General features: G+C 73.4%; 16 protein-coding genes. 11 read left to right on the forward strand and 5 right to left on the reverse strand.

Features of this window, described 5'->3' with window-relative positions:
* Positions 1–62: 62 nt before the first annotated feature.
* The 4 genes from ACH5AO_RS35480 (at position 63) to ACH5AO_RS35495 (ending at position 4,203) form a co-directional block, all read left to right on the forward strand.
* Entirely contained in the window at positions 63–1,154 is a 1,092-nt protein-coding gene (locus ACH5AO_RS35480) for a family 43 glycosylhydrolase (protein WP_398932022.1), read from the forward strand.
* Position 1,155: 1 nt separating this feature from the next.
* Positions 1,156–2,568, forward strand: coding sequence for an RICIN domain-containing protein (locus ACH5AO_RS35485; RefSeq protein ID WP_398932024.1), 1,413 nt, complete (start codon positions 1,156–1,158; stop codon positions 2,566–2,568).
* On the forward strand, positions 2,565–3,635 hold the full coding sequence (locus ACH5AO_RS35490; protein WP_398932026.1) for a rhamnogalacturonan acetylesterase: 1,071 nt from the start codon (positions 2,565–2,567) through the stop codon (positions 3,633–3,635). Before ACH5AO_RS35485 ends, ACH5AO_RS35490 begins: the two co-directional genes overlap by 4 nt.
* A gap of 106 nt (positions 3,636–3,741) precedes the next feature.
* A complete protein-coding gene (locus ACH5AO_RS35495) occupies positions 3,742–4,203 on the forward strand; it encodes a hypothetical protein (protein WP_398932028.1) in 462 nt (153 codons plus the stop codon).
* 147 nt (positions 4,204–4,350) lie between these two features.
* Here the strand turns inward: ACH5AO_RS35495 and ACH5AO_RS35500 are convergent, their stop codons facing one another.
* Positions 4,351–4,929, reverse strand: a complete 579-nt coding sequence (locus ACH5AO_RS35500) for a TetR-like C-terminal domain-containing protein (RefSeq protein WP_398932098.1) — start codon at positions 4,927–4,929, stop codon at positions 4,351–4,353.
* A gap of 170 nt (positions 4,930–5,099) precedes the next feature.
* Here ACH5AO_RS35500 and ACH5AO_RS35505 point away from each other — a divergent pair, with 170 nt between their 5' ends.
* Positions 5,100–6,824 carry a PHP domain-containing protein gene (locus ACH5AO_RS35505; protein ID WP_398932030.1) on the forward strand — a complete coding sequence of 575 codons (1,725 nt, stop codon included), beginning with the start codon at positions 5,100–5,102 and terminating at the stop codon, positions 6,822–6,824.
* Positions 6,821–7,330: a hypothetical protein gene (locus tag ACH5AO_RS35510; protein ID WP_398932032.1), complete on the forward strand. Its 510-nt coding sequence runs from the start codon at positions 6,821–6,823 to the stop codon at positions 7,328–7,330. The genes ACH5AO_RS35505 and ACH5AO_RS35510 overlap by 4 nt, the downstream gene beginning before the upstream one ends.
* Positions 7,331–7,336: 6 nt before the next feature.
* Here ACH5AO_RS35510 and ACH5AO_RS35515 read toward each other — a convergent pair whose 3' ends face one another.
* From ACH5AO_RS35515 to ACH5AO_RS35525, 3 genes are all read right to left on the reverse strand, one after another.
* On the reverse strand, positions 7,337–10,201 hold the full coding sequence (locus ACH5AO_RS35515) for a glycoside hydrolase family 2 TIM barrel-domain containing protein (RefSeq protein ID WP_398932034.1): 2,865 nt from the start codon (positions 10,199–10,201) through the stop codon (positions 7,337–7,339).
* A gap of 149 nt (positions 10,202–10,350) precedes the next feature.
* Complete coding sequence (locus ACH5AO_RS35520) at positions 10,351–11,577, reverse strand: ROK family protein (protein ID WP_398932035.1); 1,227 nt, start codon at positions 11,575–11,577, stop codon at positions 10,351–10,353.
* A gap of 129 nt (positions 11,578–11,706) precedes the next feature.
* Entirely contained in the window at positions 11,707–12,960 is a 1,254-nt protein-coding gene (locus ACH5AO_RS35525) for an FAD-binding protein (protein WP_398932036.1), read from the reverse strand.
* Positions 12,961–13,115: 155 nt separating this feature from the next.
* Between ACH5AO_RS35525 and ACH5AO_RS35530 the strand changes: the two genes are divergently transcribed.
* From ACH5AO_RS35530 to ACH5AO_RS35550, 5 genes are all read left to right on the forward strand, one after another.
* Entirely contained in the window at positions 13,116–14,438 is a 1,323-nt protein-coding gene (locus tag ACH5AO_RS35530; RefSeq protein ID WP_398932037.1) for a radical SAM protein, read from the forward strand.
* 214 nt (positions 14,439–14,652) lie between these two features.
* Positions 14,653–16,098, forward strand: a complete 1,446-nt coding sequence (locus tag ACH5AO_RS35535; protein WP_398932038.1) for a cellulose binding domain-containing protein — start codon at positions 14,653–14,655, stop codon at positions 16,096–16,098.
* 267 nt (positions 16,099–16,365) lie between these two features.
* Positions 16,366–17,463, forward strand: coding sequence for a ribosome small subunit-dependent GTPase A (rsgA, locus tag ACH5AO_RS35540; RefSeq protein WP_398932040.1), 1,098 nt, complete (start codon positions 16,366–16,368; stop codon positions 17,461–17,463).
* Positions 17,464–17,472: 9 nt separating this feature from the next.
* A complete protein-coding gene (locus tag ACH5AO_RS35545) occupies positions 17,473–18,915 on the forward strand; it encodes a bifunctional transcriptional activator/DNA repair enzyme AdaA (RefSeq protein WP_398932042.1) in 1,443 nt (480 codons plus the stop codon).
* Complete coding sequence (locus tag ACH5AO_RS35550) at positions 18,912–19,433, forward strand: methylated-DNA--[protein]-cysteine S-methyltransferase (protein WP_398932044.1); 522 nt, start codon at positions 18,912–18,914, stop codon at positions 19,431–19,433. Before ACH5AO_RS35545 ends, ACH5AO_RS35550 begins: the two co-directional genes overlap by 4 nt.
* A 10-nt stretch (positions 19,434–19,443) precedes the next feature.
* Here ACH5AO_RS35550 and ACH5AO_RS35555 read toward each other — a convergent pair whose 3' ends face one another.
* Entirely contained in the window at positions 19,444–19,926 is a 483-nt protein-coding gene (locus ACH5AO_RS35555) for a DUF456 domain-containing protein (RefSeq protein ID WP_398932046.1), read from the reverse strand.
* Positions 19,927–20,083 lie beyond the last annotated feature (157 nt).

Genomic DNA, 20,083 nt, shown 5'->3' on the forward strand with positions numbered 1-20,083 from the left:
AGATGGCGTTCGACATATCGAAAAGCGAGTGCATGTCATCTTCCCCACGAGAGGCGGACCGCATGAGCCGCGCCACCGACGACCTGCACGACCCGTCCCCGCCCCCCGCCCGCAGACTCCTGCTGAAGGGTGCCCTCGCCGCGGGCGCCCTGGCCGCCGCGACACCCGCCGTGGCCGACGCCGCCGCACGCCCGAAGGCAGCCCCGTACGTGAACCCGCTCGTCCCCCACCGCGCCGACCCGCACATCACCCGGCACACCGACGGCTCCTACTACTTCACCGCCACCGTCCCCGAGTACGACCGGATCGTCCTGCGCCGCTCCCGCACCCTGGGCGGACTCGGCCGGGCCGCCGAGTCCGTGATCTGGCGGGCGCACCCCACCGGGGACATGGGCGCCCACATCTGGGCGCCGGAGCTGCACCGCGTCGCAGGCAAGTGGTACGTCTACTTCGCCGCCGCGCCCGCCGAGGACGTGTGGGCGATCCGCATCTGGGTGCTGGAGAACGCCCACCGCGACCCCTTCAAGGGCACCTGGGTGGAGAAGGGGCAGATCAGGACCGCGTGGGAGACCTTCTCCCTGGACGCCACCACCTTCGCCCACCGCGGCACCCGCTACCTCGCCTGGGCCCAGCACGAACCCGGCATGGACAACAACACCGCCGTCTGGCTCTCCGAGATGGCGAACCCCTGGACCCTGACCGGCCCCCAAGTGCGGCTGACCACACCCGAGTACGACTGGGAGCGCGTCGGCTTCGCCGTCAACGAGGGACCGTACGTCCTGCACCGCAACGGCCGGCTGTTCATGACGTACTCGGCCAGCGCCACCGACCACCACTACTGCGTGGGCCTGCTGACCGCCGACGAGGACAGCGACCTCATGGACCCGGCGAGCTGGGCCAAGTCGCCCGTCCCCGTCTTCACCAGCGACGACACCACCCGGCAGTACGGGCCCGGCCACAACTGCTTCACCGTCGCCGAGGACGGCCGCACCGACGTCCTCGTCTACCACGCCCGCCAGTACAAGGAGATCACCGGCGACCCGCTCGACGACCCCAACCGGCACACCCGGATCCAGAAGCTCGGCTGGAAGCCGGACGGCATCCCCGACTTCGGCGTCCCCGTGGCCGACACCGTGATGGGTGAGGGGGCGTGAGATGAGACGCGCGTACGCCGTACTGCTCACCCTCTGTCTCGCGCTCGCCGGCGCCCTGGCCACCGCGGGACCCGCGCAGGCCGCCCCGCAGACGATCGCCAACGGCATCCAGTTCACCGACCGTTCGGGCAGCCCCGTGCACGCCCACGGCGGCGGCGTCCTCAAGGTCGGCGCCTACTACTACTGGTTCGGCGAGCACCGCAACGCCGACAACACCTTCCGCTCCGTGGACGCCTACCGCTCCACCGACCTGAAGAACTGGGAGTTCCGGAACCACGTCCTCACCGAGGACAGCCACCCCGAGCTCGCCACCGCCAACATCGAGCGGCCCAAGGTCATGTACAACGCGGCCACCGGCCGGTTCGTGATGTGGATGCACAAGGAGAACGGCACCGACTACGGCGAGGCCCGCGCCGCCGTCGCCGTCTCCGGCACCGTGGACGGCGACTACACCTGGCGGGGCAGCTTCCGGCCGCTGGGACAGCACATGTCCCGCGACATCACCGTCTTCACCGACACCGACGGCACCGGCTACATGGTCTCCGCCGCCCGCGAGAACTACGACCTGCACATCTACCGGCTCACCGCCGACCACACCGGCATCGCGAGCCTGGTCGCCAACCCCTGGCCCGGCGGCCACCGCGAGGCACCCGCCCTGTTCAAGCGGAACGGCGTCTACTTCATGCTGACCTCGGGCGCCACCGGCTGGAGTCCCAACCAGCAGCGGTACGCCACCGCCACCAGCCTCTCCGGCCCCTGGTCCGCGATGCGCGACGTCGGCGACTCGACCGCCTTCGGCTCCCAGACCGCGTACGTCCTGCCGGTGCAGGGCACCTCCGGCACCTCCTACCTCTACCTGGGCGACCGCTGGGGCAACTCCTTCGGCGGGACCGTCAACGACTCCCGGTACGTGTGGCTGCCGCTGACCTTCCCGTCGTCCACGTCGATGTCGATGTCCTGGTCGCCCGAGATCACCGTCGACACGGCCACCGGGACGGTCGCCGGCACCGACGCCACGTACCACACGCTGATCGCCCGGCACAGCGGCAGGTGCGCCGACGTGACCGGCCAGTCGCTCTGGCGGGGCGCCCAGGTCAAGCAGTACGGCTGCAACGGCGGCGGCAACCAGAAGTACTGGTTCAAGTCCGTCGGCGGCGGCTACCACCAGCTGGTGGTCCGCAACAGCGGCCTGTGCGTGCGGGAGAACGCGAGCACGGTCACGCAGGAGGACTGCGACGCCTCCGCCACCGGCCAGCAGTGGTCCGTCACCACCACCGGCTCCTACGTCACCCTCAGGTCCCGCGCCACCGGCGAGTGCCTGGACGTGAACGGCGCGTCCACCGCCGACTCGGCCGCGATCATCACGTACACCTGCAACGGAGGGACCAACCAGCAGTGGACACGCGGGACATGAGACGGGGCCGCACGCGCGCCCGGGCCGCCGTGGCGGCGGCCGTGGCACTGGGCATCGGCCTGCCGGCCGCACCGGCCCAGGCACAGACCCTGCGGCACCAGGGGCGTCCGCCCGCCCTCGGCATCGAGAACTGCACGGCCACCGCCTGCCACTTCGACCTGCCGCCCGGCACCTACGACGTACGGGTCACCCTCGGCGGCGACCTGGCGTCCCGCACCGCCATCGGCGGCGAGACCCGGCGCGCCCTGCTCCCGGAGACCGCCGCGGCGGCCGGGGAACGCGTCGTGCGGAGCTTCACCGTGAACGTCCGCACACCCGAGGGCGAACCCCTCGGCGCCGCGGGCACACCCGGACTCGACCTCACCGTCGGCGGAACCGCGCCCGCGCTCGCCGGCATCCGGGTCACCCCGGCCCGGCACGTCCGGCAGATCCTCCTGGTCGGCGACTCCACGGTCTGCGACCAGCCCGGCGACCCGTACTCCGGCTGGGGCCAGCGACTGCCCCAGTACCTGCGCGAGGGGCTGTCCGTGGCCAACTACGCGGACTCCGGGGAGAGCACGGTCAGCTACCTCGGGAACCCGCTCCTGTGGGACGCCGTCCGGCCACTGATCCGGCGCGGCGACCTCGTCCTGATCCAGCTCGCCCACAACGACAAGACCACCGACGGGGCGACCTACCGGGCCAACCTCGAATCCCTGGTGGCGGGCGTGCGGGAGCGGGGCGGCGAGCCGGTCCTCGTCACCCCGGTCGTACGGCGCTGGTTCAACGCCGACGGCACCCTGAACAACGGCACGGCCCTGCTGGTCAACGGGCTCGGCGTCGACCACCCGGCCGTCATCCGCTCCGTCGCCGCCGACCGGGACGTCCCGCTGATCGACCTCACGGCGCGGACCAAGGCACTGGTGGAGTCCCTCGGCGTGGAGGGCTCCAAGGCGCTGTACCTCTACGACGAGAAACGGGACAACACGCACACCTCCGTGCACGGCGCCACCGTGTACGCGGACCTGGTCCGCGAAGAACTGTCGCGCCTGCGTCTGGTGCCCAGGGGCACAATCAGGGTGGGATGAGACCCCTGGGGCGCTCCGACCGGAACCGGGGCGCCCCAGGCCCACCGCCCCCGCACGCCCGGACAGTTCGGCCGGCGCCGAAGCGTTCCGCTCCTAGCGTGGCCGCATGAACGAGAACACGCAGACCACCACCCCCTCCGCGGCCGTCACCGGCATGGTCGACCACGTCCTCGCACTGGCCGCCGGCTGGACCCGCTGGAACGGCGAACCCACCCACGTCGACGGACGCGACTACACCCCGCACAAGGCGATCCGCCGCGTCGCCGACCACCTCATCGACCACCTCGCGGAGCTGGAGGCCCGGCTCGCCGGCGAGGAGCCGCAGCCCGACCACTGGCACGCCTCCCTGATCACCACCGAGGCCGACCTCGCCCCCTTCACCCCGCAGGACCTCGACGAGGCCCGCAGCCGCCTCACCCGGCTGGCGAGGATCTGGGCCAACCGCCTCGACGCGCTCACCGACGAACAGCTCGACGACTCGCCCGGCGAGGGCTGGAGCTTCCGCGAACTCGCCCGCCACCTCACCGAGTCCGTCTACTACGCCGACGCCGTCGGAGACCTGTCGTGAACGCCTTCGCCGGCCACGGCGTCCGGCGTCGGGGCGGGCCTGGCACCGGAGGGCGCGGCACCGTCGTACGAGGAGATCCGGTCGCTGGGCCGCGGTGAGAGCGACGGCGCGGCTTTCCCGGGGTGACCCCGGCACGCACCCCGACGGTCAACCGGTCGCGTCCCGGGGCCAGTTGACCAGAGCGATGTGCAAGGCGTCGACCGCCCTGTCCCAGGACGCCCGGACGTCCCGGGGGTCGCCGAAGGCGCCGGCGGACTCCAGGGCGCAGTAGCCGTGGAAGGCGCTGCGCAGCAGGCGCACGGCGTCGGTGAGGTCGGGTTCGTCCAGGCCGTACGCCCGGAGCAGGCCGTGGACGACCTCGGAGGTGCGGCGCATCGCGGGGGAGCCGGAGGCCAGGGACGGGTCCAGGGGGAGCTGGGTGGCCGTGTAACGGCCGGGGTGGGCCAGGGCGTACTCCCGGTAGGCGTTCGCGAAGGCGGCCAGCGCCTCCTTGCCGGTCCGTCCGTCGACCGCCGCCGCGATCCGGTCGGTCATCTCCCCGCCCGCCAGCAGCGCCATCCGGACGCGCAGGTCCCGCAGTCCGCGCACGTGCGCGTAGAGGCTCGCGTCCTTCACGCCGAAACGCCGGGCCAGCGCGGACAGGGTGACGTTCTCGTAGCCGGCCTCGTCGGCGAGGTCGGCGGCGGCCGCGACGAGACGGCCGGTGGTGAGTCCGGCGCGGGGAATGGAGGCCTCCGAAGCAAACCCGACAGGAAGCGCCCAGCCTAGCGAGCAGATGTGAGCGAGCCGCCGTGTCCGGGGCATGCGGCGCTCATCTGCAAGTTGTTCAACGTTCATGCGCCTCCTTGATCCTCCACACGCGGCGTCGTCGCGCCGCGGTATCGAGGAGGCACTTCATGGGTCACGGGCACGCACACGGGCACCATCACCACCATCACGGACACGACCACCAGCACGAGACGACGGCCCCGCTGCCCGCCGCCTTCGACACCTCCGTGCCCGACGAGGCGCTGAACCCCGAGCAGAAGTCCCGCCGTACGCTGCTGCGCCGGGCCGGGCTGCTCGGCGCGGGCCTGGCGGCCGGCACCGTGCTGTCCGCCGGCGCCGGCGCGGCCACGCCCGCGTACGCGGCGGGTGACAGCGGCCGCGGCAAGAGCAGGAGCAAGGGCTTCCTGTGGCTGGCGGGCGACCACCACATCCACACCCAGTACAGCAGCGACGGCAAGTACCGGGTCACCGACCAGGTCCGCCAGGGCGCCCGGCACGGCATGGACTGGCTGGTCATCACCGACCACGGCGGCAGCACCCACGCCAGGATCGGCGTGGACAAGGTCAACCCGGACATCCTCGAGGCCCGCGACGCCTACGAGGACACCCTCGTCTTCCAGGGCCTGGAGTGGAACATCCCGGCCGCCGAGCACGGCACCGTCTTCGTCCACCCCGGCAAGAACGAGGTCTCCGTCCTCAAGCAGTTCGAGACCGACTACGACGGCGGCGTCAAGGGCGCCACCTCCTCCACCCCGGCCAACGAGGCGCTCGCCGTCGCCGGGCTGAACTTCCTCGCCGACCAGGTCAGACGGCGCAAGGTCAAGGACGCCCTGATGCTGGCCAACCACCCCGCGCGCAAGGGCATCGACTCCCCGCACGAGATCCGCGCCTGGCGCGACGCCACCGGCACCGGCGACCGGCGGATCGCCGTCGGCTTCGAGGGCGCCCCCGGCCACCAGGCGGGCGGTCTGCCCGCGCCCCTCGGCCCGGGCGGGGCCCGCGGCATCTACGACGGCGGCCCGAGCGCCAACTCCTTCGCCGGTTACCCGCTGGAGAGCTACCGCACCTGGGGCGGCTTCGACTGGATGACCGCCACCGTCGGCGGCCTGTGGGACAGCCTCCTCGCCGAGGGCCGCCCCTGGTGGATCACCGCCAACTCCGACTCCCACCAGGTGTACGGCGACACCGGCGCCCGCGGCGGCGGCGACTTCAACGCCAACGGCCGCTACGACGACCCGGTCTACGCCGGAGGGATCGACCTCACCGAGAACGACTTCTGGCCCGGCCAGTACAGCCGTACCCACGTCGGCGCCGACGGCTTCTCCTACGCCGCCGTCATGGACGGCATCCGCGCCGGCCGCATCTGGGTCGACCACGGCCAGCTCATCAGCGGCCTCGACGTCCGCGTCTCCGGCGGCGGCCGCTGGGCCACCCTCGGCGGCGCCCTGCACGTCCGCAAGGGCACCAAGGTCACGCTGACCGCCGACATCGCCCTCGCCGGCGGCAACAACTGGGCCGGGTTCACCCCGAAGCTCGCCCGTGTCGACGTCATCCAGGGCGACGTGACCGGCCCGGTCGCCGACAAGGACACCTTCACCGCGCCCACGGCGAAGGTCGCCCGGTCGTACGAGATCGACAAGTCGGCCGGCACCGTCCGCGTCACCTTCGACCTCGGCCGCGTCGACCGCCCGGTGTACGTCCGGCTGCGCGGCACCGACGGCAACCGGTCCGCCGTCGGCGCCATGGGCGCCAAGGTCGACCCGGCGGGCCCCGCCCTCGACGTCGTCGGCGACGCCGACCCGTGGCGCGACCTGTGGTTCTACTCCAACCCGGTGTGGGTCCTGCCGTCGTGACGCGGTACGCCCTCACCGTGGACGCGGGCATCGGGGAGCTGCTCGACGCCGACCGCCTGCTGCACCGGATGGCAGCCGAACTCGACCTCCCCGAGGACACGTTCGGCTGCACCCACCTGGTGCGCGACGACCGCCCGCGCGTCGCCGTGTCCCTGTCCCTGCCCTCGCGGCCGCTCCCGGACACCCTCCGGGAGCGGCTCGCGGGGTACGGCACCGTCCTTCCGGGCCTGCCCGACGAGGTGGGGCGCGCGGTGCTCTACCCGGGTGTCTCCGCCCTCACCGGCACGATGACGGTCGGGGAGCTCGTCGAACGCTCCGCGATCGCCCGCGTGACGGTCCTGGGCACGCCCGGGCCGCCCGGCCCGGACACGCGCGTCGTGACCCGCGACCACGTGCGGCCGCAGTGGCAGCGGGACGAACTCGTCCTCGCCGCCACCCCGGCCCTGGGCGGCACCCTCGTACCGTTCGAGGTCCCGAACCCCACGCCCTGCTGCGCGGACCACTGAGCCCCGTCAGTCGCGCGGCGGGGAGAACACGAAGGAGAACTCGGCGGGCTCGGGCCACAGGTGGTACCGGGGGAGCGGACCCGGACCGCAGGACTGGGAGCCGATGCCGTGCAGCCGGTGGTCGAGGTGGACCCAGACCGTGTCCCCGGGGACGAGGTCGGTGCGGTGCCGGGCGGCGTCCAGGTGTTCGGTGGTCCAGGGCCGGGCCGTGAACCAGAACTCCGGTTCGCCGTCGACCCGCAGACCGCCGATCTCCGCCCAGCGCACGTCGGCGCGGGCGCCGTTCTCCTGCGGGCGGACGTAGGGCGTCTGGAGCTCCCCGACGCTCGCGTCCCACAGCAGGTCCCTCGACGCCGCCCTGGTGTCCGGATACGACTCGTTCCCGCCGCCGAACCAGAAGACGGCGTCCTCGGGGGTGACCCCGGGGAGGCCGAAGCGGATGCCGAGCCGAGGCAGCGGCACCCGCCACTCGCCCTCCGGCACCACCGAGACGGTCAGCCGCACCCGCGTGCCGTCGGAGGTCCAGCGGTACGCCGCCCGCAGGCCCGCCTCCCGGCCGGCGGGCGCCACCCGGGTCCGTACGGTCAGCGCGTCACCGTCCGTCTCGACCGCGTCCAGCCGGTGCCGCATCCGGTGCAGGCCCAGCTCGCGCCAGAGCGGCCCGTACCGGGTGTCCGTCTGCCAGGCCGCCCCGTCGTCGTTGTCGGTCGTCGCCCGCCACACGTCCAGCCGCAGACCGCTCACCGGCACGCCGAGGAGGGTGCGGGGCGCGCCGGTGCGGGCGTCGAAGACCGCCGGTCCCAGGGTGATCCGGCCGCCGTCGACGGCGGGGCGCACGCCGGTCGCCGCCGGCGGCGGGGTACGACGGGTCACCGTCCCCTGCGCCCAGGCCACTTCGTGACCCCGGCCGGCCCACGGCGTGTCCTCGGCGAGGAGCGCCTGCACCGTCCACTGCACCTCCTCGCCCCCGCCGTCCGGCGCCCCGGGCAGCTCGACCTCCGCCGACTCCCCGGGGGCCAGCGGCGGCACGGTGAGCCGGTGCGCTCCCGTCGGCACGCCGTCCACCTGGTGGGAGAACACGAACTCCAGGTGGGCCAGGTCCGCGAAGTCGTACCGGTTGGTCACCCGTACGGTGCCCTCCGCGGCGCCCGCCTCGATCCGGACCGGCTCGATCACCTTCTTGTACTCGGCCAGGCCCGGCGACGGCGTGCGGTCCGGGAAGAGCAGCCCGTCGCAGACGAAGTTGGCGTCGTGCAGCTCCTCCCCGAAGTCACCGCCGTAGGCGTAACCCAGCTCCGGGTGCTCGACGCCGTGGTCGATCCACTCCCAGACGAAGCCGCCCTGGAGCCGGTCGTACCGCTCGAACAGCTCCTGGTACTCGGTGAGTCCGCCGGGGCCGTTGCCCATGGCGTGCGCGTACTCGCAGAGGATCAGCGGCAGTTCGCGCCCGCGGCGGGTGCCGCCGTCCAGGCCCCGCGCGATCCGCTCGACCTCCTCGTGCGACGGGTACATCCGCGAGTACACGTCCGTGTCCCGGCAGCCGGGGTCACCCTCGTAGTGCACCGGGCGGGACGGGTCCCGGCCGTGGATCCAGTCGGCCATCGCGGTGAGTCCGCGTCCGGTGCCGGCCTCGTTGCCGAGGGACCACATGACCACCGAGGGGTGGTTCTTGTCCCGCTCCACCATGCGCGCGGCCCGGTCCAGCAGGGCCGGGGTCCAGCGCTCGTCGTCGACGGGGTTGTCCCGCCAGTCCTGTTCGACGAAGCCGTGGGTCTCCAGGTCGCACTCGTCGATCACCCACAGCCCGTACACGTCACACAGGTCGAGGAAGGCCGGGTGCGGCGGGTAGTGGGAGGTGCGGACCGCGTTGACGTTGTGCCGCTTCATCAGCAGCACGTCCTCGCGCATGGTGTCGAGGTCCAGCGCGCGGCCCTCGCGGGGGTGCCACTCGTGCCGGTTGACGCCCTTGAACAGCAGGGGGGTTCCGTTCACCTTGATCAGGCCGTCCTCGACGGCGACCGTGCGGAAGCCGATGCGCAGCGGGACGCGCTCGCCCGCCGTGGCCAGCACCCCCTCGTACAGCCGGGGCGTCTCCGCCGTCCACGGCTCGACCGGGAGCGTCACCGGTTCGCCGGCCGCCACGTCGATTCCCAGTTCCTCGACGGTCACGCGCCCTTCGACGTCGGAGTCGACGCGCAGGGTGCCCGTACCGGTGACGTGGTCGTAGGAGGCGTGCACGAAGAAGTCGCCCACGCCGCCCGCCGGGCGGTGCAGCAGGGTCACGTCACGGAAGATGCCGGGCAGCCACCACTGGTCCTGGTCCTCCAGGTACGACCCCGCCGACCACTGGTGGACCCGGACCGCGAGGACGTTCCCGGACGGCTTCAACAGGTGCCCGACCGCGAACTCGTGCGGCAGCCGGGAGCCCTTGAACTCCCCGATGTCCGTGCCGTTCAGCCAGACCCGGGCACAGGACTCCACCCCGTCGAAGCGGAGCACGGCCCCGCCCTCGCCCGGCCAGTCCCCGGGGAGGTCGAAGACGCGCAGGTGGTCGCCGGTCGGATTCTCGGTGGGGACGTGCGGCGGGTCGACGGGGAAGGGGTAGAGGTGGTTGGTGTAGACCGGCGCGCCGTGGCCCTGGAGCACCCAGTGGCCGGGCACGGTCACCTCCGGCCAGCTCCCGGCGTCGTACCCGGGCGCGGCGAAGGAGTCGTCCTCGGCGTCGGCGGTCGCGGACACCCGCAGGCGCCAGCCGCCGTTCAGGGAGAGGGAGGCCGCGTCGGAGGACGCGTACCGGGCGCGCGGGGGCAGTGTCCCGCGGCCGGGGGAGACGTCCTCGACATAGCCGGTCGTGGGGGTGCGCGATGACATGGGTCTCCTGGATCGGTGTCTCGGGTGCGGCTGACGGCGGGAGGGTGTTCAGGGACTCGTGGTGCGCGGGGCGTCACCCTTCGGCGAAGGGCGGGACGAAGCCTGTCCGGAGCGTCGCGGCTCGTTCGTGAGGGCGAACGGGACGGGGGTCACCGGCGGTCGCCGGCGGTACGGTTCCCGGCGCGCCCGCCGGCCGACCGCAGCACCCCCTCCAGCGCGAACGTCGCCGCTCCCAGGCACACCGGATCGGTCGGGATCGGGGAGAGGACGATCCGGGCGGCGGCCAGCGGGCGGCGCAGCGCGTGCCGGGCGACGGCCGTACGCACCTCGTCGAGCAGCGGCTCGCCGAACGCGGCCGCGACCCAACTGCTGAGCACGATCACCTCCGGGTTGAGGAGGTTGACCAGACCGGCGATTCCGGCGCCGAGGTGGCGGGCGGTGTGCCCGAGCACCTCCACCGCCACCGGATCGCCCGCGCTCACCCCCCGGGCGAGCGCGTCGATGGTGGCCGTCTGGTCGTCGGCCCGCAGCAGCGGGCTGTCCGGGCTCAGCTCCCGCAGGCTGCGCATGATCCCGGGCGCGCCGGTGTACGTCTCCACACAGCCGCGGTTGCCGCAGTGGCAGGGGCGGCCGTCCAGGACGAGGGTGGTGTGCCCCCACTCACCGGCGCTGTCGCTCACCCCCCGGTGCACCCCGCCGCCCAGCACCAGCCCGGCCCCCACCCCGGTCCCGAGGTTCACCACCACCGCGTCCCCGCACCCGCGCGCCGCCCCGCACCACAGCTCGGCCACCGCGCAGGCCCGCAACGGGTTGTCCAGGTACAGGGGGTGGGCGATGTGCTCCGCGAGCAGGTCGAGCAGGGGCACGTCGTGCCAGTCCCAGTTCGGCGCGTACGCGGAGGTCCCGGTCTCCCGGTCCACCTGACCCGGCACGCTCACCCCGACCCCGAGCACCCGCGCGCCCTCCACCCCGGCCCGCGCCACCACCGACCTCACCGCCGCGGCCACCTGCCCCACGACCTGCTCGGGCCGGCTCTCGCCGGGGCGCATGTCCTCCTCGGCGCGGGCCAGCACGTTCAGCGCGAGGTCGAACAGCTCGACCCGGACGTAGGTCTCGGCGAGATCCACGCCGATCAGCGCGCCCCCCGGCGCGTCGACGGCCACCAGGCCCCGGGGACGGCCGCCGGCCGAGTCCTCGAAACCCACCTCGGTGATCATGCCGAGGCCGAGCAGTTCCCCGACCAGCGTGGCGACGGTGGCGAGGCTCAGGCCCGTGGCGGCCGCCAGCTCCTGCCGGGAGGTGGGTGACGCGGCGATGATCTGGCGCAGCACCTGGTAGCGGTTGGCCGTACGGATGTCCCGCGACGTGCGCTTCACCGTCAGCTGCCCCCATCCCTGCCGGGCCGGGCCGACCGGGCACCGGCGCGCGGCAAGGCTATGGCGCGGACGGACCTTTCGACAAGGGGTTCGGAAAGGGGTTCGACGAAGTCCCGGCCGGGGCCGGGATCAGGAGCCGAGCACGTCCCGCACGAAGGCGTTGGTGAACACGCGCCGCGGGTCGAGGTCGTCGACGACGCCGCGGAAGTCGTCCATCCGCGGGTAGCGGGCGCGCAGCCCCGCCGCCGGGGTGGTGAACACCTTCCCCCAGTGCGGGCGCGGGTCGAACGGCGCCAGCGCCTCCTCCAGCCGCCGCACCACCGGCAGCACCGTCCGGGTGTCCTCGATCCAGGTGAAGTGGAGGGCCACCGTGTCCCGGCCGTAGGAGGGGCTCAGCCACTGGTCGTCGGCGGCGACGGTCCGCACCTCGCACGTCTGGAGCACCGGGGCGACCGTCTCCCGGATCCCGTCCAGCGCGTGCAGCGCGGCGACCGCCGACTCCCGCGGCAGCAGGTACTCCGACTGGAGTTCCGCACCGCTGCTCGGCGTGAACTCCGCGCGGAAGTGCGGCAGCCGCTCGTGCCAGGGCCCGGCCACGCCGAACTGCTCGGTGCAGTTCACCGCCGGCATGCCCGGCACCGGGTGCATCTTCTCCGTCGCCGGAGCCGCCCAGGGGAAGTCCGGCAGCGGCTGGTCGGTGCGCCGCTTCAGCCACACCTGCCGGAAGCCCGGCGCCCGCCAGTCGGTGAACAGGCTCACGCTGTACGCCGCCGACATCACCTTCTCGAACGTGGCGGAGTCCAGCCCCTCCAGGGGCATCTCGGTGAACACGTGCTGCTCCACCTCGAAGGCCGGCTCCAGGTCCAGGGTGAGCGCGGTGACGACACCGAGCGCGCCCAGCGAGGTGACCGCACCGCCGAACCGCTCGTCGCCGCGCGCCACGGTCACCGTCGAGCCGTCCGCCGTGACCAGTTCCACCGCGCGCACGGACGAGGCCAGCGGCCCGTTGCCGACGCCGGAGCCGTGGGTGCCGGTGGCGACCGACCCGGCCACCGAGATGTGCGGCAGCGACGCCATGTTCGCCAGCGCCAGCCCGTGCCGGTGCACCTCGCGGGCCAGCTCGGCGTAGCGCACGCCGCCCCCGACCCGTACCGTCCGGGCCGCCCGGTCCACGTCGATCTCGGCGGGCAGCGCGTCCAGGGAGAGCAGGACGCCGTCCGCGCCGGGCTCGGCGATCTCGTTGAAGGAGTGCCCGCTGCCGAGGGTCCGTACCCGGGAGCTCTCCGCGACCAGCGCGCGCAGCGCCTCCAGGGTGCGCGGGCGGTGCAGCTCCTTGGCGGCGTACGTGATGTTGCCCGCCCAGTTGGTCACGCTCTCGGTCATTCCTCGTCCTTCCTGACGCCGGGGACCGAAAAGGTCCCCGCCGGAACCTACCTCGCGCGTGGACCGCGCCCTGTGGGGGGACCCGGCCCCCCGGATGTCCGAGCGGGGGCATACCGTGAGGAGTCGTACGTCCGCACCGGGAGGAGAACAACGGGATGGGCAGCCGTACCGCGCTGGTCGAGGATCTGATGGAGCGGTTCCCGCACGTGCCGCGCGAAGCCGTCTTCAAGGAGGACCTGCTGCGCGGCGGTGTGGCCTTCGACCCGTCCGCGCTCAGTGACAACGAGGGCGGTGAGGTCAAACCGAAGTCGTACTTCATCTTCTCCTTCGACCACGGCACCCTGCCCGAGCTGGGCGAGGCGGCGCTGCGCCGCCCGCCGGAGGAGATCATCCTCACCGGCGGCCCGTACGACCTGCGCCGCACGGTCGTCTCGGTCCGCGTGAACCCGGCCTCCCCCTACCGCGTCGCCGCCGACGAGCACGGCGTGCTCGGCCTCTACCTCGACGGCAGGCGGATCTCGGACGTCGGCGTGCCGCCCATGCCCGAGTACTACCGGCACAAGCTTTCCAACGGGAAGTCGGTCATGGAGGTCGCCCCCACCATCCAGTGGGGCTACCTGATCTACCTGACCGTCTTCCGGGTCTGCCAGTACTTCGGCGCCAAGGAGGAGTGCCAGTACTGCGACATCAATCACAACTGGCGCCAGCACAAGGCGGCCGGCCGGCCCTACACCGGGGTGAAGGACGTCGAGGAGGTCCTTGAGGCCCTCGAGATCATCGACCGGTACGACACGGCGAAGGCGTCCACCGCCTACACCCTCACCGGCGGCGCCATCACCAAGACCGTCTCCGGACGTGACGAGGCCGACTTCTACGGCCACTACGCCAAGGCCATCGAGGAGCGCTTCCCCGGCCGCTGGATCGGCAAGGTCGTCGCCCAGGCGCTGCCCAGGGACGACGTGCAGCGCTTCAAGGACTACGGCGTGCAGATCTACCACCCCAACTACGAGGTGTGGGACGAGTACCTGTTCAAGATGTACTGCCCCGGCAAGGAGCGCTACGTCGGCCGCGACGAGTGGCACAAGCGCATCCTCGACTCCGCGGAGATCTTCGGCGCGCGCAACGTGATCCCGAACTTCGTGGCCGGCGTGGAGATGGCCGAGCCCTTCGGCTTCAAGACGGTCGACGAGGCCATCGCCTCCACCACCGAGGGCCTGCGCTTCTTCATGTCGCACGGCATCACGCCCCGCTTCACCACATGGTGCCCGGAGCCCACCACCCCGCTCGGCAAGGCCAACCCGCAGGGTGCCCCGCTGGAGTACCACATCCGTCTCCTCCAGGCGTACCGGCAGACCATGGAGGACTTCGGCCTCTCCTCGCCCCCCGGCTACGGCCCGCCCGGACCCGGCAACGCGGTGTTCTCCGTCAGCTCCTTCATGGACAGCCTCCCGGCGCGGGAGTCCGCCGAGACGGTCTGAGACACCGCGCGCAGGAGATCGGGAAGGCCGGAACCGAGACGTTCCGGCCTTCCGTGCGTAGGGTCCCCGCGAGGGGTGGTCGCACCGCCACGCAAAGTGAGGGAAGCGCTTGTCAGTTGTGGCGGGAACGTGAAAAGCTCTGCCACTGCCGCGAGGTTTCCCCAACTCCACTGCCCCTATGGCGAGTTGACCTCGTTCGTGATGCGGGAGTCCCATGCCCGACCTGCCGAGCCCCCAGGACGCCGCCGAGGCGGCGCTGTTCTCCGAGTGCTGGGACGCGGCGCTCTCCTACGCCGACCTGTGCACGGCCGGGTCCGCCGCCGCGGCGGAACTGGCCCGCGAGGCCTTCGCACAGGGCATACGGGAGCTGCGCGCGACCGAGTCGGGCGGCGTCCGCGGCCGCCGACCCTCCCGGCTGCCCCGGATACCCCTGCTGCTGACGGCGGTCCGCGACACGGCGGCCGCCTGGGAAGAGGCGGGCCGGGGCCACAGGCTCGACCCCGACCTGCGGCTGTGGCTCCACTCCGGCCAGGCCGCCCGCTACACCGGCCCGCCACTGGAACGCCCGGTCGCCCTGCGCGGACTGCGCGATCTGCAGCCGGCGGACGCCGAACTGCTCTGGCTGGCCGAGGCGGAGTCCCTGCCGCTGCCCCTGGTGGCCCGCCGGCTCGGCCTCGACCCCGCCACCGCCGCCGATGAACTCGCCCAGGTCGGACGCCTGTTCCGGGACCGCTGCCACCGCAACCACCTCGACTCGCCCCTGGACGCCGAGTGCCGCAGCTACGCCAGGCTCCTCGACGCCGTCACCCGCTCGCCCGCCGCGGACACCCCCGACGACCTCTCCCGGCACCTCGCCACCTGTGTGCCGTGCGCCGAGGCAGCCGCCTGTCTGCGGCTGCACGGCGGGGGACTGCCCGGCGCGCTGACCGGCGGGGTGATCGGCTGGGGCGGCCTCGCCTACCTGGAACGCCGCCGCCGCGCCGCCGAGGCGCGGCTCGGGGCCGGACGCCCCGACCGGGCCGACACGGACGCCGACGGCCCGGCGGACGGCACGGGCAGGACGCGCGTCGCCCGGCACGGCCTGCTGGTCGCCGCCCTCCTGGTCTCCCTCCTCGCGCTCGCGGTCTCCCTGATGCCGTTCGGCGACACGGCCGACGAGGGCGCCGCACGCCCCGACACCGACCGGCAACCGGTGGCCGACCCCGAACCCTCCCCGACCTCCACGCCCACGGTCCCCCCGGACACCGCGTCCCCGAAGCCCTCCCCGGACCGGAAGGACCCCGACCCCGAACCGCAGGGCACCTCCTCCGCCACCGCCACCACCGCCACCGCCGACGGCGAACCGGCCGCCTGCCGGGCCGACTACGACCTGGTCAACGAGTGGCCCGACGGCTTCCAGGCCACCGTCACCGTCACCACCCGGGACCCCCTCGACTCCTGGCGCGTCGGCTTCACCCTCCCCGACGGCCAGCGGATCACCCAGATGTGGGACGCCTCGCTCGACCAGGACGGCCCTCACGTCACCGCCACCGCCACCGGCTACAACAGGTCGGTCGCCGCCGGCGGGGAACTCTCCTTCGGCTTCCTCGCCTCCCACGACGGCACGAACCACCCGCCGTCCGGATTCACGCTCGACGGCCACGCCTGCGCGACCGTGTGACGCGGGAGCCCGGAAAACAAATTGACGGGCCGGGGAGCCGACGGGCTACTGTGACCACGGAACACACGGTGGCCGTGCGCCGCCGTACCGGGACCGTTCGTGGAGTGAGGAGGTGTCGACCGATGGCTGTCATTGCGCTGGGCGCTGCCCGCATTCAGGAATCCATCACGTCCACCTCCGTGGCCACCGGCTGACCTCACCCTTTCCCGTCCGCGTACGGATGCGTACGCGCGGCCGCCGGGGCCACCCACCTGAAGGGTCACCCCCTTGAGTTCCAGTTCCACCTCCGTCTCCTCCGCGCTCGCCCCCTACGGCTGGGACGACGCCTGGGCGGACGCGTTCGCCCCCCACGCCGCGGAAGGGCTGCTGCCCGGCCGTGTGATCCGGGTCGACCGCGGCCAGTGCGACGTCGTCACCGCCGGCGGCACCCTGCGCGCCGACACCGCCTTCGTCACCCCGCACGACCCCCTGCGGGTCGTGTGCACGGGCGACTGGGTCGCCGTCGAACCCGGCGGGAACCCGCGCTACGTCCGCGCGTACCTGCCGCGCCGTACCGCCTTCGTGCGCTCCACCTCCTCCAAGCGGTCCGAGGGGCAGATCCTCGCCGCCAACGTCGACCACGCCGTCGTCGCCGTCTCGCTCGCCGTCGAACTCGACCTGGCCCGCATCGAACGCTTCCTCGCGCTCGCCTGGGAGTCCGGGGCGCAGCCGGTGGTCGTCCTCACCAAGGCCGACCTCGTGCCGGACGCGGTGACCCGCGCACACCTCGTCCAGGACGTGGAGACCAGCGCGCCGGGCGTGCCGGTGCTCACCGTCAGCGCGATGGACGGGGACGGACTCGACGTCCTCGCCGCGATCACCGCCGGCGGCACGTCGGTGCTGCTCGGACAGTCCGGCGCGGGCAAGTCCACCCTGGCCAACGCGCTCCTCGGCGAGGACGTCATGGACGTACAGGCCACCCGGGACGTCGACGGCAAGGGCCGGCACACCACGACCACCCGCAACCTGCTGGCGCTGCCCGGCGGGGGAGTCCTCATCGACACCCCGGGCCTCAGGGGCGTCGGCCTGTGGGACGCCGGAGCCGGCGTCGGCCAGGTGTTCACCGAGATCGAGGAGCTCGCCGAGGACTGCCGGTTCCAGGACTGCGCCCACGAGAGCGAACCGGGCTGCGCGGTCCTCGACGCCGTCGAGAGCGGCGACCTGCCGCAGCGCCGCCTGGAGAGCTACCGCAAGCTGCTCCGGGAGAACCAGTACATCGTCGCCAAGACCGACGCCAGGCTCCGCGCGGAGATCCGCAAGGACTGGAAGCGCAAGAGCGCCATCGGCAAGGCGGCGATGGAGGCCAAGCGGGGCCGCCTGCGCTAGCCCACCTCCATGTCCGATTTCCGCCAGCCGGGACCTCCCGGCCGGCGGAGACTGGACGGTGTGAAGGACGAGGACAGCAGGTACGAGGCGGTGCGCAGCCGGGACGCCCGGTTCGACGGGGTGTTCTTCTTCGCCGTCGAGACGACCGGGATCTACTGCCGGCCCAGCTGCCCCGCCGTCACCCCGAAACGGCCCAACGTGCGGTTCTTCACGACCGCCGCCGCCGCGCAGGGCTCCGGGTTCCGCGCCTGCCGGCGCTGCCGCCCGGACGCCGTGCCCGGCTCCGCCGAGTGGAACGTGCGGGCCGACGTCGTCGGCCGGGCCATGCGGCTGATCGCCGACGGCGTCGTCGACCGCGAGGGCGTCGCCGGACTCGCCGCACGGCTCGGCTACAGCGCCCGCCAGGTGCAGCGCCAGCTCACCGGCGAGCTCGGCGCCGGGCCCGTCGCGCTCGCCCGCGCCCAGCGGGCGCACGCCGCCCGCGTCCTCCTGCAGACCACAGGGCTTCCGGTCACCGAGATCGCCTTCGCCGCCGGATTCGCCAGCGTGCGGCAGTTCAACGCCACCGTACGGGCCGTGTACGCCACCACCCCCAGCGAACTGCGCGCCTCCGCGCCCCACCGGGGCCGGGCGCGCACCGCCACCCCGTCCGCCGGGATCCCCCTGCGGCTCGCCCACCGCGGCCCCTACCAGGCGGGACCCGTCTTCGACCTGCTGGAACGCGAGGCCGTCCCCGGCGTCGAGGACGTGAGCGGCACCCCGGGCACCCGCACCTACCGGCGCACCCTGCGCCTGCCCCACGGCACCGGCATCGCCGCCGTCGACGAACGCCCGCACACCGGGCGGGGCGCCCACCCCGGCGGCTGGCTCGACGCCCGCGTCCACCTCACCGACCCCCGCGACCTGACCACCGCCGTACAACGCCTGCGACGGCTGTTCGACCTGGACGCCGACCCGTACGCCGTCGACGAACGGCTCGGCGCCGACACCCGGCTCGCCCCGCTGGTCGCCGCCCGGCCCGGACTGCGCTCACCGGGAGCGGCCGACCCGGAGGAGCTGGCGGTGCGCGCGCTGGTGGGCCGGGACGAGGCCGCACGGCTGGTCCAGCGGTACGGCAAGCGGCTCGACGCCCCGTGCGGCACCCTCACCCACCTGTTCCCCGAAGCCGCCGTCCTCGCCGGGGCCGAGCCCGACGGCACCCCGGGCGCGCTCACCGCCGCCCTCGCCGACGGCACCCTACGCCTCGGACCCGGCGCCGACCGGGACGAGGCCGCGGCCGCCCTGGCCGCCGTCCCCGGCCTCGACGCCCGTACGATCGCCGGGATCCGCACCCGCGCGCTCGGCGACCCGGACGCGGCCCCGCCCGGACCCGGCGTTCCCGACAGCTGGCGCCCCTGGCGCTCGTACGCCCTGAACCACCTGCGCGTCGCAGGGGAGTTGGAGTATCCATGACAGTCACGAGCACGAGCACGAGCACGACCGCGACCACGTACTGGACGCGTGTGGACAGCCCCGTCGGGCCGCTGCTGCTCACCGCCGCCCCGACCGGCGAGCTGACCTCGCTGTCCGTGCCCGGACAGGAGGGCGGACGCACGCCGGCGGACGACTGGCGGCGGGACCCCGGACCGTTCCGCGAGGCCGAGCGGCAGCTCACCGCGTACTTCGCCGGCGACCTCAGGGAGTTCCGGCTGGCCGTGAGCGCCACCGGCACCCCGTTCCGGGAGAAGGTGTGGGCCGCCCTCGACGACGTCCCCTACGGGAAGACCGTGTCCTACGGCGAGATCGCGGCCCGGATCGGCGCGCCCCGCGCCGCCGTGCGGGCCGTCGGCGGCGCGATCGGCGCGAACCCGCTGCTCATCGTCCGCCCCTGCCACCGGGTGATCGGCGCCGACGGCTCGCTGACCGGATACGCCGGCGGGCTGGAGCGCAAGGTGCGGCTGCTCACCCACGAGGGCGTGCCGCTGCCGTGAACCGGGGGAGTCAGCCCCAGAACACCGCGCCCAGCCACGCCGCCGTGATCAGCTGACAGGCGAACAGCTCCGTCAGCACGCTCCAGCCACCTGAGCGCAGCGCCGTGCGCGCCGCCGTGACCGCCTCGCCGCGGCGGCCGAGGCGGAGCCGCTCGAAGAGGTAGACCCCGGTGAGGAAGCCCGGGACCGCGCCGATCACGGGCAGCAGGACGAAGCCGGCGAACGAGCCCCAGCCCGCGTACGCCAGCATCCGGCCGTCGTCGCCGCCCGCCCGCAGCCGGCGGGGCGGCAGCGCCCAGCGCACCACCTGGGACAGGAACAGCACCACGGTCGCCCCCACCAGCACCCACCACGCGACGGGCCGCGGATCCTTCAGCGCCCACCACAGGACCCCGGCCCACACCAGCCACGACCCGGGCACCCCCGGCAGTAGCACTCCCCACAGTCCGAGCAGGAGCACCAGTCCGGCGAGCAGGAGGTCCCACGCTCCCATTCCTCCAGGGTGCAGGAGCACAGGAAGCGGCGCAGGACGGAAACGGGCCGCGACGCCCTCTTCGCACAGCCGTCCCGCCGTTCACCCGACCGGCCGTCCGGGGCGCGACGCGGAGCGGGGATTTTCCCGATGCCCCGTTCCCAACCGGCCCGCGCGG

Source organism: Streptomyces sp. NPDC018964 (assembly GCF_044390325.1).
Taxonomy (GTDB): Bacteria; Actinomycetota; Actinomycetes; order Streptomycetales; family Streptomycetaceae; genus Streptomyces.

Bases quoted from the DNA above. Each gene is read 5' to 3' on its own strand.
- ACH5AO_RS35480 (WP_398932022.1), top strand. From the start codon at position 63: ATGAGCCGCGCCACCGACGACCTGCACGACCCGTCCCCGCCCCCCGCC.
- ACH5AO_RS35485 (WP_398932024.1), top strand. From the start codon at position 1,156: ATGAGACGCGCGTACGCCGTACTGCTCACCCTCTGTCTCGCGCTCGCC.
- ACH5AO_RS35490 (WP_398932026.1), top strand. From the start codon at position 2,565: ATGAGACGGGGCCGCACGCGCGCCCGGGCCGCCGTGGCGGCGGCCGTG.
- ACH5AO_RS35495 (WP_398932028.1), top strand. From the start codon at position 3,742: ATGAACGAGAACACGCAGACCACCACCCCCTCCGCGGCCGTCACCGGC.
- ACH5AO_RS35505 (WP_398932030.1), top strand. From the start codon at position 5,100: ATGGGTCACGGGCACGCACACGGGCACCATCACCACCATCACGGACAC.
- ACH5AO_RS35515 (WP_398932034.1), bottom strand. From the start codon at position 10,201: ATGTCATCGCGCACCCCCACGACCGGCTATGTCGAGGACGTCTCCCCC.
- ACH5AO_RS35525 (WP_398932036.1), bottom strand. From the start codon at position 12,960: ATGACCGAGAGCGTGACCAACTGGGCGGGCAACATCACGTACGCCGCC.
- ACH5AO_RS35530 (WP_398932037.1), top strand. From the start codon at position 13,116: ATGGGCAGCCGTACCGCGCTGGTCGAGGATCTGATGGAGCGGTTCCCG.
- ACH5AO_RS35535 (WP_398932038.1), top strand. From the start codon at position 14,653: ATGCCCGACCTGCCGAGCCCCCAGGACGCCGCCGAGGCGGCGCTGTTC.
- ACH5AO_RS35545 (WP_398932042.1), top strand. From the start codon at position 17,473: ATGTCCGATTTCCGCCAGCCGGGACCTCCCGGCCGGCGGAGACTGGAC.
- ACH5AO_RS35550 (WP_398932044.1), top strand. From the start codon at position 18,912: ATGACAGTCACGAGCACGAGCACGAGCACGACCGCGACCACGTACTGG.
- ACH5AO_RS35555 (WP_398932046.1), bottom strand. From the start codon at position 19,926: ATGGGAGCGTGGGACCTCCTGCTCGCCGGACTGGTGCTCCTGCTCGGA.